The organism is Pedobacter sp. 01N416 (genome assembly GCF_056399685.1).
On the sequence record NZ_JBFTRT010000101.1, the window covers coordinates 1 to 16,586 of the forward strand.

General features: G+C 39.1%; 11 protein-coding genes. 3 read left to right on the top strand and 8 right to left on the bottom strand.

All coding sequences use genetic code 11. The features are described from left to right. From AC1DND_RS07895 to AC1DND_RS07910, 4 genes are all read right to left on the bottom strand, one after another. On the bottom strand, window positions 1-950 hold a 950-nt coding region (locus tag AC1DND_RS07895), incomplete at its 3' end, for an IS110 family transposase (protein ID WP_477580565.1). A 301-nt stretch (window positions 951-1,251) separates the two neighbouring features. Further along, the gene (locus tag AC1DND_RS07900) at window positions 1,252-2,898 is read right to left on the bottom strand and encodes a fibronectin type III domain-containing protein (protein WP_477580567.1); all 1,647 of its coding nucleotides are present in this window, start codon (window positions 2,896-2,898) and stop codon (window positions 1,252-1,254) included. 13 nt (window positions 2,899-2,911) lie between these two features. Then, window positions 2,912-4,756: a RagB/SusD family nutrient uptake outer membrane protein gene (locus AC1DND_RS07905; RefSeq protein ID WP_477580569.1), complete on the bottom strand. Its 1,845-nt coding sequence runs from the start codon at window positions 4,754-4,756 to the stop codon at window positions 2,912-2,914. Between the two features lie 17 nt (window positions 4,757-4,773). Continuing rightward, window positions 4,774-8,004 (bottom strand): SusC/RagA family TonB-linked outer membrane protein, encoded by a 3,231-nt coding sequence (locus AC1DND_RS07910; RefSeq protein WP_477580571.1) that lies wholly within the window; start codon window positions 8,002-8,004, stop codon window positions 4,774-4,776. 265 nt (window positions 8,005-8,269) lie between these two features. On the opposite strand from AC1DND_RS07910, the gene AC1DND_RS07915 reads away from it, so the two are divergent. Together AC1DND_RS07915 and AC1DND_RS07920 are read left to right on the top strand one after the other, a co-directional pair. After that, complete coding sequence (locus tag AC1DND_RS07915) at window positions 8,270-9,280, top strand: LacI family DNA-binding transcriptional regulator (protein WP_230143288.1); 1,011 nt, start codon at window positions 8,270-8,272, stop codon at window positions 9,278-9,280. A 152-nt stretch (window positions 9,281-9,432) separates the two neighbouring features. Continuing rightward, a complete protein-coding gene (locus AC1DND_RS07920) occupies window positions 9,433-10,617 on the top strand; it encodes a class I SAM-dependent rRNA methyltransferase (protein WP_477580573.1) in 1,185 nt (394 codons plus the stop codon). A 110-nt stretch (window positions 10,618-10,727) separates the two neighbouring features. Here the strand turns inward: AC1DND_RS07920 and AC1DND_RS07925 are convergent, their stop codons facing one another. The 4 genes from AC1DND_RS07925 to AC1DND_RS07940 form a co-directional block, all read right to left on the bottom strand. Continuing rightward, window positions 10,728-11,162 (bottom strand): carboxymuconolactone decarboxylase family protein, encoded by a 435-nt coding sequence (locus tag AC1DND_RS07925; protein WP_477580574.1) that lies wholly within the window; start codon window positions 11,160-11,162, stop codon window positions 10,728-10,730. 262 nt (window positions 11,163-11,424) lie between these two features. Then, window positions 11,425-11,994: a Crp/Fnr family transcriptional regulator gene (locus AC1DND_RS07930; RefSeq protein WP_477580575.1), complete on the bottom strand. Its 570-nt coding sequence runs from the start codon at window positions 11,992-11,994 to the stop codon at window positions 11,425-11,427. A 7-nt stretch (window positions 11,995-12,001) separates the two neighbouring features. After that, the gene (locus AC1DND_RS07935) at window positions 12,002-12,529 is read right to left on the bottom strand and encodes a GLPGLI family protein (protein ID WP_477580576.1); all 528 of its coding nucleotides are present in this window, start codon (window positions 12,527-12,529) and stop codon (window positions 12,002-12,004) included. 5 nt (window positions 12,530-12,534) lie between these two features. After that, complete coding sequence (locus AC1DND_RS07940) at window positions 12,535-15,339, bottom strand: outer membrane beta-barrel family protein (RefSeq protein ID WP_477580577.1); 2,805 nt, start codon at window positions 15,337-15,339, stop codon at window positions 12,535-12,537. Between the two features lie 132 nt (window positions 15,340-15,471). On the opposite strand from AC1DND_RS07940, the gene AC1DND_RS07945 reads away from it, so the two are divergent. Continuing rightward, window positions 15,472-16,586: DUF4153 domain-containing protein (locus tag AC1DND_RS07945; RefSeq protein ID WP_477580578.1), on the top strand; the 1,115-nt coding region annotated here is incomplete at its 3' end.

A 16,586-nucleotide genomic window follows, 5' to 3' on the forward strand; every position in this document is an offset into this window, starting at 1 on the left:
TTAACAAGTGAGAACATCCTTAAAATCAGTTTGAACTTCACATTGTTTAAAACAAGATTATAGCCTTTGGTCTTTTGTTTACGTTCTGCATAAGCTGATATTTCGGGATCATGTTGCATAGCAGACTTTGCGGCCTGATTGAGTTCCTGTTTTAGTTCCTTTTGTGCCAGATAACTCACCTTTGGCTTTCCCTTGATAGTTGTTCCAGATGTATTTCCGAATGGTATTACCCCCACGTAAACTGCATACTTCCTTGCGTCTGGAAAAGATGCAAAGTTTTCCGTGTAGGCGATCGTCATCCAGGCATTTACCTTGCCGATACCCTTTATGCTGCTTATTATACGATAATTTTTAAGCATCTCTCCATCCTGCTTGATAATAGAGGCAATCTCAGCCTCTATTTCGGACTGATGCTTCTGGTCTGCCTTTATCTTTGAGCGGATTATCTTGCTGATCTTATCGTCCTTGCCGGTTGAAAACATGTATATCCTTTCTTTTAAAGTACTTTCCAGGCCAGCCTTTTCCCTTACCAGTCTTTTCCGAAAGGAAAGCAGCTGCCTTARTATAAGAATATTGTTGTTCAATGGMCGGGATGCCTCCAGGCGCTTGATCTTATCCTCRCCATACTGACCTATGCGGAAAGAATCATCCTTGTCGTTTTTTCCGCGTACCATGCCCATTGAATTTTTGATCTCCAAACCAGATAGCCTGGTATAGGCAATTGATTGCGATTCCAGAAACTGGATAAAACGGTACTCATAGCCGCCTGTAAATTCCATAACAACCAGTACTTCTTTAAGCTCAATTGAATTGGTTCTGCACCACTTTTTAAACATGGCAAATCCTTTACTATGGTTATCGATCTTAATATGCAGCCTGCGTTCTGCACAGCTGATATCCAGTGTAAGTTTTGATACATCTACTCCTAAAATAACATTCCAGTTTCCCATACGTTTATCTTTTAGTATATTTAAATAAACTGTCTTTTGCCGATCACCTTTGATAGTTCAAAGAAAGTATTCTAGCTAGGCCTTGGACAGTAATAAAAGGCAGGGACTAATACGACCACAAGTTCTGTGAACTAGAGATGACGGAAGTTCACCCTGCCTTTTATTTAAACGCTTACCAAGCTTTCTTCTTGTAATACTATTTACAAGAAGAAAAATCAGTCCGATAAACCAAAGGAGATGACGCAACCCTGCATAAAGTTCATTAAAAAAGGGCAGATTAAAACCTGCCCTATAATTTTTATTAGTATGTCCACCTTGGATCGCCGATCGGACCACCGGTGCTTCCCGCGCTTCTTAAAGGCGAACCAACAGCTATAGTGAAATCAGTTGTTGTAGCTGTCCAGCCGGTATTGATAGATTGATTACTTGCTAAAGTTGCTGTTCCAAAGGTTAGTGCTGTTCCGCCAGTTAGGGCGCTGAACAGGTTGAAGTAATTACTGTTCGAAACCTTCAATGTACTTCCTGCACCTGTGCCCCTAATGGCAGCAGCGTTAACCGTACCCGATTTTGGTGTATTTGCAAAAATGCTGTTCAAAATGGTAAAATTGATCGGATTGGCATTCGCATCTAACAGGGCGTACTTGGCATTGCCACCAAAACCATTAAAGGTCGAATTGGTGATCGCAACTGTCGGGATAACATCCCCTGTATAAGTGGTGCTCGCTGTAACCAGGCCAGGGCCTGCATTGTAAAAAGTAGATTTAGATATGGTAAGGGCATTGAACTGCATTTTATTTAGGTGAAAAGTATAATATGCAGATGAACCATTTAAGCCCATGTCGTAAACAATCGAGTTATTAACCGTAATGCCTGTGATTTTAAAATCGCGGGCGGCCGTGCCTCTATCGCCTCTTAAAAACGATGTTACAGAGCCATGTGCAATACAGTTATCTACCACTACATTGGTAAAAGTTGCTGCTGCACCATTGGCCGCCTGTGTGCCAATAAAATTAAGGAAATAAAGCGATGCACTGGCTGTTCCATCAAATTCAATACCCGAAAGCGTTACGCCTGCCCCAGTACCCTCTAAATCAATTTCCTTATAATTTACCTTTGTATCGGTTGGGTTGCCTGATGTTGATTTTATGGTAATGGTTTTTTGGGTGATGAAAGTGGTTGCCGACAAGGTATAGGTGCCTGGGTTTAAACCAATAATTGCGCCATTTGTTGCACTGGCAATCGCTGCAGCCAGGTCATCACCAGGATTTAATTTAACCGTATATGTAGTTGGAGCAAGGGTAATAAAAGTGGCAATTCCTTTGCTTTTCGTTCCTGCAAATAGTTCGGCGGTATATTTTGTCCCTGCTGTTAATCCTGTTATGGCTTTTAACCCTGCCGAGGCATCAGTGGTACTCAGGGTTATCGTGGTTGCCGTTCCGCTTTCAGGGGTTAAAACGATGGATGTTAAACCAACTGTTGGGGTATAACGCAGTGTAATATTATTCTCTTTAATTTCATTATCTCTGATGGCTGCAAAAAGTTGAATCCCGGTTAACTGAAAAACGCTGCTACGTATATATTTCGATTCAGGCTGGCTTTCAGTTGCACTGGCTTTAACCCTTGCATAATATTTGGTTCTTACCGCTAAATTCTCTTCAGTTACCGTTACACCGGCCGTATCTGCTGTAGTGGTGTAATTTACAGTAGCAAACAGCGAATCTGTTGAGAAATCGATACTGTATTTAAAGGTTTTTCCAGTCGACATCAAAGGAACTGTCCAGGTTAATTTCGCTGAAGTTTCGCCAGCGGTAATTTTTACATCGCTTGGCTTAAATATCCTTGCTGGTTCTGTTGGAATATCTTCTTCCTTTTTGCATGAAGAAATTACCGCAACCATCAATAATAAAACGGCGAATTTAAACCCTAATTGATTTATAAATGTTTTCATAATTAATATCTAATTAATAACCAAAGTTTTGAGCCATACTCGGATTTTCGATCAATGTTGTTTTAGGATATGGGAAAAGTTCCTTTTTATTTGCTTCGAAGTAAAAAGCAATTCCCGTAGAAGTGCTGGTTATGGAGTTTTCTTCTGTAACAGCCTTTCTCCAGTTTTTAGTGGTATATCCGCTCGGTGCTGTTGAAGTGTTTAATCCTGGTGAGGCAAACACATTATTTGGTACACCGCCATAGAGATCGAGTGTGGCTACTTCGTTTACGCTCGTTCCCAACAGGTAATTCCCCTCTTTGGCATAAACGTAATTTGGTACACTGGTATAATCGCCCGTTCCTGCAATCAAAGCACGTATTTTATTGCGTGTTTCTTCAAATTTACTGCCTAATAAATTCCAGCGGATTAAATCATATTTACGGATACCCTCTCCTCCAAATTCCAATAACCTTTCTTTCACAATAGCAGTAAAAAAGCCGTTTTTATCCATTGGTGTTACTGGGATTTGTCCTTCAAAACCAGCAAAGGCACGTTTTTGTACCTCTTGCAAGGCATTAACTGCGGAAGCAGATGGTGCTCCGTTAATTTCATTATCTGCCTCTGCATACATTAACAGTATATCGGCAAAACGTAACATTGGCCAGTTTACCCCGAAAGTTTGAGCAGCGGAAGAGTTGTTAAAAGTTGTCCATGATTTGCGGAATTTTCCATCCGTCATGTTAAACAGGGTATTGATAATTTTCTTTGATGTTGCGGTAATTTCGAAAACGCCGATGGTTACATCCCTGCGACAATCTTTGGTGACATCAAATTCATAAAAGTAAGTAGGAATAGCATTCATCCCGCCGCCGCCTGAACCAAAAGTAGATGCGGAGTTAAAACGGATACCGTTATAATAACCTAATTTGCTATCGGTAGAAGCGTTGCCGCCAAAAGCAGCCACTTCAAACATCAGCTCGTGGGCGTCATCATAGCGGGTTGTGGTATGCAAGGTCTTAAATACATTTTCATAAACGGGATTCAGGCTATGCTCCGAACGGTGGTTCATAATGTCCAAACACTCATCAAAAGCAATTTTATAATAAGTTAAATAATCAGCACTGCGTTCCATAGTATGATTGGCCGACCTTAGCGAATAACCGCCTCTGGCTAAAGCAATACGGGCTCTTAAGCCTTTAATTGCACCTTTGGTATAACGGAAACTGCCGTATTCTGTGATTCCACTTCTCCATGGCACCAGGTCCTCAGCCATTTTTAAATCTGCGATGATCCGATCATAGGTTTTATTGCGGTCTACATTTGGGCCATACAATGTTTCGGCATCTGCAGAAGGCACGAAAGACGCAGGAACATCACCCCAGTTACGGATCAATTCATAAAGAAATTGTGCTCTTAATGTTAAAGCTTCACCATAATACCGTTTCATAATCGTTTTGTCAGCCTCAGAACCATTGGTATAAAGACTAGAGGCCGGGATAAATTTGATGCAGATGTTTGCCCGCTCTACGCCCGCATATAATTGTAAAAATGGGTTGATCAGATCGGTATTGTCTGAACTCGCACCGTACATGCTAATCCCCCTGCGATCGGAAGAACTATAACTTCCCGAGGTTTTAAAATCATCGGCGGTTAAACCAAATAGTGTAGATATGCGGCTTCCGTAACCATTATCACCGCAAAGACGGTTGTAAACTGCAATAATTGCTGCATTGGTGTTTGCTGTACTTTCAAAAACAACATCCGGACTAGAGGATGACGGCGATTGTACATCTAAATATTTTTTACAGGAAGTAGTTATGCTCAATGCTCCAACAGCAATTACCATTAAAGCCGATTTTATAAATTTATTGTTCATTTTCTTTAATGTTGAGGTTAAAATACCATGTTTATACCAGCAAGGATATATCTGCTGCGCGGATAAGCAGCGTAATCTATACCTGGCGTAAGTGGATTCGATCGGCGGGTGTTTGCTTCAGGATCATAACCTGTATAGCCCGTTATCGTATATAAGTTATTAACTGTTCCGTATACCCTTAATTTTGAAATGAAACCTGTTTTTCTGATCAAACCCTGTGGTAAGCTATAACCCAGTGTCAGATTGCTGATTCTTAAAAACGAGCCATTTTCAATAGCGTAAGAGGTTAAAGCATAGTTCCCTCCTGTAGGCGTCCATAGTGAAGTATTGGCGTTCATGGAAGTCAATAATGCCGGGTCTGTTATCTTTACACCATTGGCATCAAAGTTCTGCCAGCGATCATTCATCACCGCAAGTAAATTGTTGTCTTTTACGTTGTATTGCGAGGTAAACTCTATTTTGTTGGCGTTGTACACCTTGCTTCCGTAACTAAAGTTTACAAATACAGTTAGATCGAAATTTTTATAGGCAAACTGATTGTTGAAACCTCCGGTGAATTTCGGCTGTGCTGTACCTAAAACCGTTCTGTCGTCATCACCGATCATCATACTTGATGAAGACGATAGTTTTTGAACCTTCATGTCGCCTGGCTGAGGATCACGGTTACCCAATAATACCCTGCTATTTGCAACAGTTGGCTTAAGTGTATAGGTATAGGCACCAGTAGTTGTGTTTTGGACGTAGGTGAAATCATCAACAGTATATCGCCCGTCCGAAACGAAACCGTAAAACTGACCAACCGGCTGGCCTACTTCGACTTTAAAATCGCCTAAGCTGTTTACCCAGCCTGATTGTGTGATGTATGAATTTACGCCATTTTGCAGTTCGACAATTTTGTTCTTGTTGAATGAAATGTTGAAACTGGTATTGTAGCTAAAGTTTTTGGTTTTAACGGCCTGATAATTCAATTGCAGTTCGAAACCTGTATTTTGGGTTTTACCCACATTTTGCTGTTGTGTAGCATACCCCGTAGTTTGTGGCACATTTGCATTTAAAAGTAGGTTTTTTGTTCTGTTGTCGTAATAATCTAAATTAAGCGATAACTTGTTTTTAAATAAATCGATATCAATACCCAGGTTTTTAGAAATATTGGTTTCCCAGGTAATGTTCGGGTTAGATAAAATATTTCCTGTAGCTGTACCTGAAATTAAACCAGTTGATACTGAGCCATCTGTATCGGCATAACCACCGGTGGTAGAACTTAGGTAAAATAATGTTCTAAATAAATCCTGACCGATACGGTTGTTCCCTGCTGCACCATAACTAAACCTAACTTTAAAGTTATCTAACCAATCGAGGTTCATATCTTTTACAAATTTCTCTTCCGTTACCCTCCAGGCTACCTGTGCCGATGGGAAATAACCCCATTGTTTCCCTGCCGCAAATAATGAAGAAGCATCTGTTCTGAAGTTTACAGTGGCCAGGTATTTATTTTTAAAACCGTAAGAGGCCCTGCTAAATACCGAAAACTGCCTGGTGCCAGAAATTAGTGAAGTTGGCCTGTCCTGAATGGTATTTGCCGGAGCGCTGCTCACAAAAGCATCATCGGGAGAGATGTTTATGGGTAAAAATTTRAGCACAGTTGTTCTCGAATCGATATCGACCATGTTGATTTCCTGGCCTACCAATAAATCTAAACTATGGTCTTTACCCAGATTTGGTTTATAGTTAATGGTGTTGGTATTAATAAAAGATTTTTGGGCTACCGTGTCCAGTTGGATGGCAGGTAAACCTGCATTGTTCCTGGCTACGTTACTTACCGGGCCATTAAAAGTATTAACGTGCCTGTTAGTTCGGTTGTAACCAACGGTACTCTTTATCGTTAAGTTTTTAAGAATCGAATATTGTACATAACCGCTCGAAATTAAATCGTTGCGATAATCATATTTCAATTCCTGGTTGGCCAAGGTAATTGGATTGGTTAATCCGGTAGTTAAATAGTCTGCATCGAACAAATCGCCAGAATCGCCACCACCTGAATAAGGCTGGTAACGTACAGAATTTCTTAAACGGTTAGTACCCTGCGAACCTGTAGAGGTTGTACCTACACCATCAATACGCTGACCACTGTAACGGGCATTTAGACCAACCCTGAATTTATCAGAAAATTTATGGTCTAAACGCACAGAGGCAAAAGTTCTTCTATAGCCAGAGTTAAGCATAATACCGTCTTCCTTGGTATTGTTTACCGAAACATTGTAAGTGGTTTTAGAAGTACCGCCTGATAGATTTAAAACTTCGGTATTGCTCCATGCCTGACGGCCGAAAATTTTGTCCTGCCAATCGATATTTGGAATATTTTTGTAAATGTCCAGATCTTCAAACGTGCCATATTTTTTGGTAAAAGTATCTTTTACATCCTGATTGGTGTTGTTGTTATAGAGCTCATATTGATATTTGATAAACTCATAAGGATTCATTACATCCAGCTCGTTTACAATCTGCCGCGCACCCGCATAAGCATCAAACGAAACAATCGGTCTTCCTTTCTTTCCGCTTTTGGTGGTAATGATCACTACTCCATTAGCACCTCTACTGCCATAAATTGATGTTGATGCCACGTCTTTTAACACATCAATAGACTGGATTTCGTTCGGCGATAAAATGGATAATGCATTTTCAACCTGGATTCCATCTACAATGTACAATGGAGAATTATCACCCGTAAGTGAGCTACCCCCACGTACTTTAATTACAATTTCGGCGCCTGGGCTTCCTTCCGTTGTGGTAACCGATACGCCTGCCAGTTTACCAGCCAAAGCCTGGGCTGCAGTGCTTACCGGGAACTGATCAATATCTTTCCCGGTAATGGAAGATACGGAACCCGTTAAGGCTTCTTTACGTACAGATCCGTAACCGATGTTTACGGTAACCTCTTGTAAAGTGTTGGCATCTTCTTCAAGTGTTACATCTATTTTGTTTTGCTCACCTACAGCAACATTTTTTGTTTTATAACCTACATAGGTAAAAATTAGGGTAGCGCCTTTGGCCGGAACGGGAATTTTGTAAACTCCATTCGCATCTGTACTCGCTCCAATTTTCGAATCCTTTATCGATACACTCACGCCTATTAGTGGCTGCCCATCAGATTTATCCTTTACAGTTCCTGTTAATTGTCTGTTTTGTGCTTGAGCAACAGATAATCCAAAAAAAGAGAGAAGTGCTAAAAAGAGTAAAACTCTGCTCATAGTTATTTATTTATTTGAAGTAATTTGGTTTTTTTATGATGCTGCAATCGCTTGCAGATAGAATATAATTCTATTTCGGGATGTTATAGTTAGTTTATATTTGGTTACGTTGATGTAACAATTTTACAAACTAAAAAGCAATTGAAACCAGATTTAACTAAAAAACTGTGCAAACGTTCCCAAAAACGTAGATGCGACGTTTATTAATGTTACTCATCCAATCCCCTTAAAGAGATATTTTTTGTAACTTGTACGCATTACGAAAATGAGATTTGAAACATCTACCATAAAAGATATTGCTAAAGCGTTGGGATTGTCAACTTCAACAGTCTCCAGGGCTTTAAGAGATCGTTACGAAATTAGTGAGGAAACCAAAAAACTGGTTTTGGCTTATGCTGAAAAGGTTAATTACCGCGCTAATCCAATCGCCAGAAGTTTAAAGGAGCGCCGTAGCTATTCTATCGGCATTATTGTGAGCGAAATTGCCAACAACTTTTTTTCTCAGGTGATAAATGGCATCGAATCCATCGCTTATGATAAAGATTATCACGTTATCATCTCTCAAAGTCACGAATCTTACAAGCAGGAGAAACTGAATGTTGAGCACCTTGCATCACGTTCTATCGATGGTTTATTGATTGCGCTATCGTCTGAAACGCAGGATATTGATTACCTGAGGAGTTTATATGCCAAGGGCTTACCAATTGTTTTTTTCGACCGTGTGCCTAAAGATTTTGAAACCCATAAGGTAATCGCGAATAATTTTAAAGGTTCTTTTGATGCCACAGAACATCTTATTTTATCTGGAAAAAGAACCATTGCCCATTTAACAAATTCTGAAAATCTTTCGATAACAAAAGAAAGGTTAGAAGGTTATAAAGCAGCATTGGTTAAATACCATATCGAATTTAGACCTGAGCTGGTTAAATATTGCCAGCATGGAGGTATGCACAGTGCAGAGCTGGAACAGGCGGTTAAAGAACTTTTGCCGTTACAGCCAGATGGGATTTTTATTTCGAGCGACCGCTTAACTACCGGCTGCATTATGGCCCTAAAGAAAACCAATCCTGAGGTGGCACATAAAATTGCGATTGCAGGTTTTACAAATTCTAACCTGGTCGAATTATTTTCACCATCTCTAACCTCGGTTAAACAACCCGCATTCGAAATGGGGCAGGTAGCTACCGAACTGTTAATCTCGATGATCGAAGCCAAAAGGCCCGTAACTGAATTCGAAACAAAGGTTTTAGATACCGAATTGGTGAAGAAGCGGTGAGCGCCAAGCGGTTGGCGATTTGTGCAAGGTGTTTAGCGGTATGCGGCTGTACACGGCACGCTAAACTTCCAACCCTCAACTCCAAACTTATCATCCATCGTTAGCGCCAAACGCTCTACACCAAACTCCCTACAAATTATTACCTTTGCAGCATGGTAGAAATCACATTAAAAAAGGGCAAAGAAAAAGCGGCATTACAAAGACATCCATGGGTATTTTCCGGAGCATTGGAAAAAGTTAAGGGAAAACCTGAAGATGGTGATGTAGTAAAAGTTTTTGCTTTCGACAATGAATTTCTAGCCTATGGTTATTACAACAGCAATTCGCGTGTTGCCGTTCGTCTTTTGGAATGGGATGAAGCTCAAACCATTGATAACAGCTGGTACCAGAACCGCTTAAAACAGGCTATTGCTTCACGTCAGTTTATTTTAGGCGAACAGACCAATACCTGCCGACTGGTATTTAGCGAAGCTGATTTCCTTCCAGGTTTAATTGTTGATCAATATGCTGATTTTCTTTCTCTTCAGATTTTAAGTTCAGGAATCGAAAAAGTGAAAGCAGAAATCGTAGAAATTTTAAAAACTGAATTAAATCCAAAAGGGATCTTTGATAAAAGTGACGCTACTGCCCGTACCCATGAAGGTTTACCCATCGAAAACGGACTGCTCTGGGGTGAAAACCCGCCAGAATTTTTGGAGGTAAAAGAAAATGGAATTATATACCACATCAATATCGCAGAAGGACAAAAATCAGGATTTTATTGTGATCAGCGCGATAATAGGCACATTTTAGCCAGTTATACAAAAGGCAAAAAAGTTTTGGACTGTTTTAGCTATAGTGGTGGTTTTAGCTTAAATAGTTTAGCTAATGGTGCTGCAAGCATTACCAGTGTTGATAGTTCGGCTTTGGCTATAGAAACATTAAAACAAAACGTAGCCTTAAACCAATTCGATACAGATAAAGTAACAGCCATACAATCAGATGTAAATAAACAACTCAGGGCTTTCAAAGAATCAGGCGAATTATTTGATGTGATTGTACTGGATCCACCTAAATATGCGCCATCGCGTTCGGCGTTAGACCGCGCGGCGAGAGCCTATAAAGATTTAAACCGTTTAGGCATGTTGTTGCTTGAAAAAGGAGGCTTATTGGCTACTTTTTCTTGCTCAGGAGCGGTTGATATCGAAACCTTTAAACAGATTATCGCCTGGGCGGCACTTGATGCAGGCAAGGAAGTTCAGATTATTAAACAATTCTGCCAGCCAGAAGATCATCCGGTCCGGATTTCTTTTCCGGAAGGAGAATACTTAAAGGGATTGTTGTTAAGGGTGCTATAAATTTATCCCTTACCGATCTACATTAAAGCACAAAGACACAAAGCACCGGGTATTTTGAAAATTAACCAAGTGTTATTGTGTCCTTGTGCTGGGCTGAAAGAGGAATCTAGTTAGCCAACCATCACTTTAGCGGTAATAGCCAGTCTGTTCCAGGCATTAATGGTAACTATAGCCATAATAATCTGTGCTAATTCCTGCTCGTTAAAAAAGCTTGCAGCTCTCTGATAAGTTGCATCAGAAACATGGTGGCTAATTAAGGTTACTTCTTCTGTTAAAGCCAAAACAGCTTCTTCTTGTGCCGTAAATAAGGTTGTTTCTCTCCAGGCATTTAATAAATACAAACGTTGTTCGGTTTCTCCTATTTTGCGGGCATCGGTTGAGTGCATATTTAAGCAAAATGCACAGCCATTAATTTGCGATGCACGCATTTTAATCAGTTCTAAAAGAATTGGATCTAGTTTGCTGGTTGATAAATATTTCTCTAAACCGTACATGGCTTGGTAAGCTGCAGGTTCTACTTTCGGGATATCAATTCTACTTTCCATTTTATTTGTTTTTTGATTACGATGTAAAGGTCTGCAACTTAACGAGCAAAAAACTTAATGTAGTTTAAGAAATGATTAGCTAACACAAAGGGCACATTTTTTTTGCCACGGAAGCACGGATTAACACAGAGTGTTTCCATGGTCTGTGTCCTCACAGATCATTTGTTTTCTTTTTCGATACCCGTACTATATTTATCCGTGTTTTCTGTGTCTCCGAGGCCCATGTTAAATGAGTACACTGTGTTCTGCGGTTAACAAAGCCCTATTTCTTCGCCCTGATTTTACTCAAAAATTCGGGGGTAAAGCCGAGGTAAGAAGCCAGCATATACTGTGGTACACGCTGTACAAATTCAGGGAATAAACGATTAAAATGATGGTATCTTTCCTCTGCTGTTTGGCTATACAGGAACTTTATTCTTCGCTGTGAAGCTTGATGATTTTTTTGCAAGATCAGTCTGAAGTACCTTTCCAGCTTAGGGAGTTTATGGAACATTTCATCATAATGGTGATGTTCGATGGCTATCACCTCGGTGGTTTCTGCTGCCTGGATATAAAATTCAGATTGCTCATGAAATAGAAAGCTGGTTAGATCGGTAATCCACCAGTTTTCGATGGYAAACTGTGTGGTTTGCTCAGCACCTTTTATATCAATGAAATAAAGCCTCAGGCAGCCTTTTACTACAAAATAATTCGCCCTGCAGGTTTGCCCTTCTTCTAATAAAAAAGCCTTTTTTTTAACGGAGAAAGATTTGAGTAGCAATGCAAGGGTTTCTTGTTCATCGCTATTCAAATCTATAAATCTATTAATGTGGTTATAAAGTGCACTATACATAGCTATACTAATGATAAGCCACAACATAAACCGAGTCCATAATAATGGCATTTGCCCTGCGGCATTCATAACCTGCAATTTCTCTTGTTTCGTCGGTAATTTTCCAGTTAATTTTACGCACGCTATCTTTAACCAGATAAGTATCCTCGTAAACACTTTTTTGCGTAGCACTGGTTTGCGAATCGAAATTTGTAGCAATGGTATTTTTTAAATCAGCCAGCACATCAGATGATAGCCAATTGTTATTCATCGTTTCTTCTACCGTTGGCCACTTATATAAACTTTTATCCTTGGTAAAGTTTAAGGTACTTTTGGCAACTTTAAACTGTGGATTGTTCTTTTTATATTGCTCAAATGCCTCTTTCATATAAGTTTCATTGTCCTTATCGATCTTCTTTTTAATTAAAGCATACATATTAGACCTCTTCTCAAATTCGATCACCCCGTTTTTTACGAAGTGTATATTTTGAGCGGATAAGCTCTTGCTGATGAAAATAACAGCAAATAAGATGATATATTTTAGTGTAGTTTTCATAGTTGTTATTTTTGTGTTTTAATACCGCCGCCCATTTTATTAAAATCCCACGATACGGAGAACATTAAATATCTTCTAATGGTAGTATAACTGCTTTGGCTAATGGTTGTATTGTTGGCCGAACGATTAAAGCCGATATTCTGGTTAAGAATATCATTTACAGTTGCTGAGAATCTTAAATTTTCTGCTTTAAAGAATTTTTTGCTTACTGATGCATTCCAGATAAGACGCTCAAAACTTTCGGTAAGCACTTGTGTTTTTCCATTGTACTGGTATTCTGCATCTGTAGATATTTCAAACTTCCCTGGTAATTGCACATTGCCCGACGCATAACCAGACCATCCCCATCCATCGCTATTCCTACCAATACTTGCTCTAGCCATATTATACGATGGACCAAAGCGGGTATAAAAACTATAACTTTTATCTTTGTATTTCGAAATATTGATGCCCCCACTGTAGGTATAGTTTTTAGTGTTATTTAAGGTTCTGCCTAAATCGGTGGTAATAAAGTTATAAGAAGAACTCCCATTTGCATTTGCATTTAAGCCTATATTTATTTCGCCAAGTGTGTTTATTTTCCTGCTTATCTGTCCATATAAATAGAAATTTGTTTGCATTTTATCATTGTAATTGATGTAACGATAGGTGCTTTTACCAACACCATTGGTGGTTACATCGCTAATAATTGGATTTGCAGTAAAGCTGTAAGAGCCGCTTAACCAAACCGATTGATTGGTTAAAACTTTGTAAGCGTTATAACTTGCATTGATGTTACTTCTGAATGATGGTCTTAAATCTTGATTTCCTTCCACAACATTAAATGGATCGTTATTTATCCTAACTGGCTGAAGTTGATCAAGTGTGGGCTGGTTGGTATTACCATTATAGCTAATCCGTAATGATTTTTGCTGAGAAAAACGATATTGATAAGTTGCCTGGGGCATATAATTAATAAAGTTTCTTACATAGGTTTTGTTATGGTAAATATCATCCTGTTTGAAATTTACCCCACTAAATTTCGATCCAAAATTGATAACCGTTTTACCTTTTTTATAATTGAAAATTGCACCTGCCTGATTGATGGTCTGGTTCAGTTCAAAATTGTTACTGTAGAGCGTATCTAAAATATCATATCTGCCACTTCCAGATTGATTAAAGGATAGCCGATCTGATTTCCCGTTCATTAAACTTAGGCCATAGTTAATAATTACCGTCAAGGTTTTTGAAAGGGGTTCAGTGTAAGCTGCATTTAACTTAAAGGCACTATTTGTTATATCGTTGGTCTTTAATTGATTGGTAAGACTATCTATTATTCCTGTTCCGGTCTCATTTGCCCGTTTGTTAAGCGAGTTTAAGTATCCTTCACTATTACTTTTGTTGATCGATTGATTTAAGTTTAATGATAATGTACGCCCTTTTTTCTTTAATTTTTTGGTGAATAAAACGTTCATGTTAAAACTTTGATCATCTACCTCATTGCTTAGCGTTCTGTCTGACGAATTTAGGAATTTATCATTCTCACCGAAAGTTGAAGTTACAAAATGGTTTGAGGTATTACTTTTTTTCAATGCGCCATCAACGTTAACTTTCATGGTTAAGGTAGTATCGATTTTTAGCTCATACATGGCATCCAGTTTTTGTCTGAACATGTCATTGTCGAATGATTCATTTGAGGTATTATTCTGTACTCCCGATTCTAAATTGTTCTGATTTATTGAGTTTTTATCACCCTGAACCCTGATTGACCCAATTTTATAATTTGTGTTTAACGATTCCTTGTCTTTGTTCCATTTGTTATCGAAATGCAAGCCCCCGGTTCTGGCTAGAGGTAACCCCTGACCATTATATTGCCCATCATAGCTATCAAAGTCATCGCCTCCACTACTAAAATACATCCCACCGTCATCACTCATCGTCAGGCCACCAGAGCCCCCATATTTATCCCGGTCATCCCAGCCTAAGCCCACTGTTCCATTATTGCCCAAAATGCCGTATGCCGAAAATTTCTTTTTGCCCCAGAATTTATTAAACATTCCCTGACCCTGATAAAAATCTTTTGTTCCATAACCACCCTGCACTTTGCCAAAGTAGCCGTTCTTTTTATCTTCTTTAAGTTTAATGTTAAGTGTTTTGGTTTTTTCGCCATCATCAATGCCTGTAAAACTAGCCTGATCGCTGGCTTTATCGTAAAGCTGAACAGATTCTACCATATCTGCCCTCAGGTTTTTAGTTACCAGCGTTGGGTCGTCGCCAAAAAATTCTTCACCATCTACCAATACCTTCGGTACTGTTTTGCCCTGAGCCGTAATTTTACCGTCTTTATCTACCTGAAAGCCCGGAAATTGTTTAATGAGGTCCTCAACCTTGGAGTTCGGTTCGATATTATATGCTTTGGGATCAAACTCTGTAGTATCGCCTTTAATTTTTATGGCTGTTCTGTTTCCTTTAATAATTACATCGGCAAGAATTTTGGCCATACCTGTAAGATTAATTTTTCCATAATCTTTAACCTGAGTGGTAGAATCGAGCGTAAAATGATCTACAAAATCTGCATACTTAGGGTAAGAAACCAATAAGATAAACTTCCCGTTTTTAATTCCGTTAAGCTCGAATGAGCCATTTTCTGCTGTCCGGGTAAATTTTACCAATGTAGAATCTTTTGCATTTAAAACAGCAATAGAGGTTCCAGATAAAAGCGTTGTCGATGCAGTATCAATCGTTCGGCCTTTAATGGCATGGAGGCTTTGTGCTTTCGAATAAGTGGAGATAAAAACGAAAAGGCACAACGAGAGTAATAGGCGTTTCATAGATAAGATTTGGTTTGCCGAATATAAAACTAATATGTTAGTTGTGCATAGTGCTTTAACCTTTTTTAACAATTTAAAAACAGACGCTTAGTCATTAAGCACAAAAGATTATATCTTTAATAAAAAAATCAGATGAAATTACCCTCTCTCCAACAGCTTTACAATGGGTTTGTAACTGTAATTAAGCGTTTTCCCTTACAATTTATTTTTGCGGTTGCCGCAACATTGTGCTGGTGTTATTATATCCATATTTCTGATTATCGAAACTATTCAGAACAGAACGAGAATTTAAAAGATCATTTAATAAAGGCAATAGCCATTTTAAACCTGGCACTTGCGCTCATATTGGCACTCGATTTAATTTCAGAACGCAATCAATACTCATTAAAGAAAAAGTGGTTACTGCGCTTAGGAGGCTTACTGATCTGTATTTTGCTTTACTTCAGCCTCGATCCTACAAACTATTCGGCAGATCTTTACCGCACTTTCTTATTTGCATTTGCCTTTCATTTGCTGGTCGCATTCGCGCCTTTTGTGGGTCAGGAGAAAGTAAATGGCTTCTGGCAGTTTAATAAAGTGCTTTTCCTTCGATTTCTAACCTCAGCACTTTATTCGGCTGTACTATATGCAGGCTTGGCAATGGCCTTGGTTGCCATTGATGGATTGTTTAAGGCGGACATAAAGTGGCAAACATATATGACCTTATTTGCCGTCATTAGCGCTGGATTTAATACTACTTTCTTTTTAGCAGGAATCCCTACTGATTATAAATTGCTCGAAGAAGATCATAGCTACCCGAAAGGTTTAAAAATATTTGCGCAGTTTGTACTGATTCCACTGGTAACAATCTATTTAGCGATTTTGCTGGTGTATGAGATTAAAATTGCTGTTTTATGGGAGCTCCCCAAAGGTTTGGTATCAAGCCTGATTTTAGGCTACGCAGTTTTTGGGATCTTATCGTTGCTACTGGTTTATCCGGTTAAAGAAACGGCGGGTAATAGCTGGATTAAATTATTTTCGAGGTTCTTTTACGTGATGATGATTCCATTGGTGGTGCTTTTATTGCTTGCCGTTTGGAAAAGAGTTGGTCATTATGGTATAACTGAAAGCCGGTATATTTTAACGGTACTGGCATTATGGCTTGCCGGTATAACGATCTATTTCCTTTTTAATAAAAAACAGAATATTAAGGTAATCCCAATAAGTTTGTGCATCATTTCGCTATTAGCCACTTATGGTCCGCAGAG

Coding starts and splice junctions, on each gene's coding strand:
- AC1DND_RS07900 (WP_477580567.1), bottom strand. CDS start 2,898: ATGAAAACATTTATAAATCAATTAGGGTTTAAATTCGCCGTTTTATTA.
- AC1DND_RS07940 (WP_477580577.1), bottom strand. CDS start 15,339: ATGAAACGCCTATTACTCTCGTTGTGCCTTTTCGTTTTTATCTCCACT.
- AC1DND_RS07925 (WP_477580574.1), bottom strand. CDS start 11,162: ATGGAAAGTAGAATTGATATCCCGAAAGTAGAACCTGCAGCTTACCAA.
- AC1DND_RS07905 (WP_477580569.1), bottom strand. CDS start 4,756: ATGAACAATAAATTTATAAAATCGGCTTTAATGGTAATTGCTGTTGGA.
- AC1DND_RS07935 (WP_477580576.1), bottom strand. CDS start 12,529: ATGAAAACTACACTAAAATATATCATCTTATTTGCTGTTATTTTCATC.
- AC1DND_RS07915 (WP_230143288.1), top strand. CDS start 8,270: ATGAGATTTGAAACATCTACCATAAAAGATATTGCTAAAGCGTTGGGA.
- AC1DND_RS07920 (WP_477580573.1), top strand. CDS start 9,433: ATGGTAGAAATCACATTAAAAAAGGGCAAAGAAAAAGCGGCATTACAA.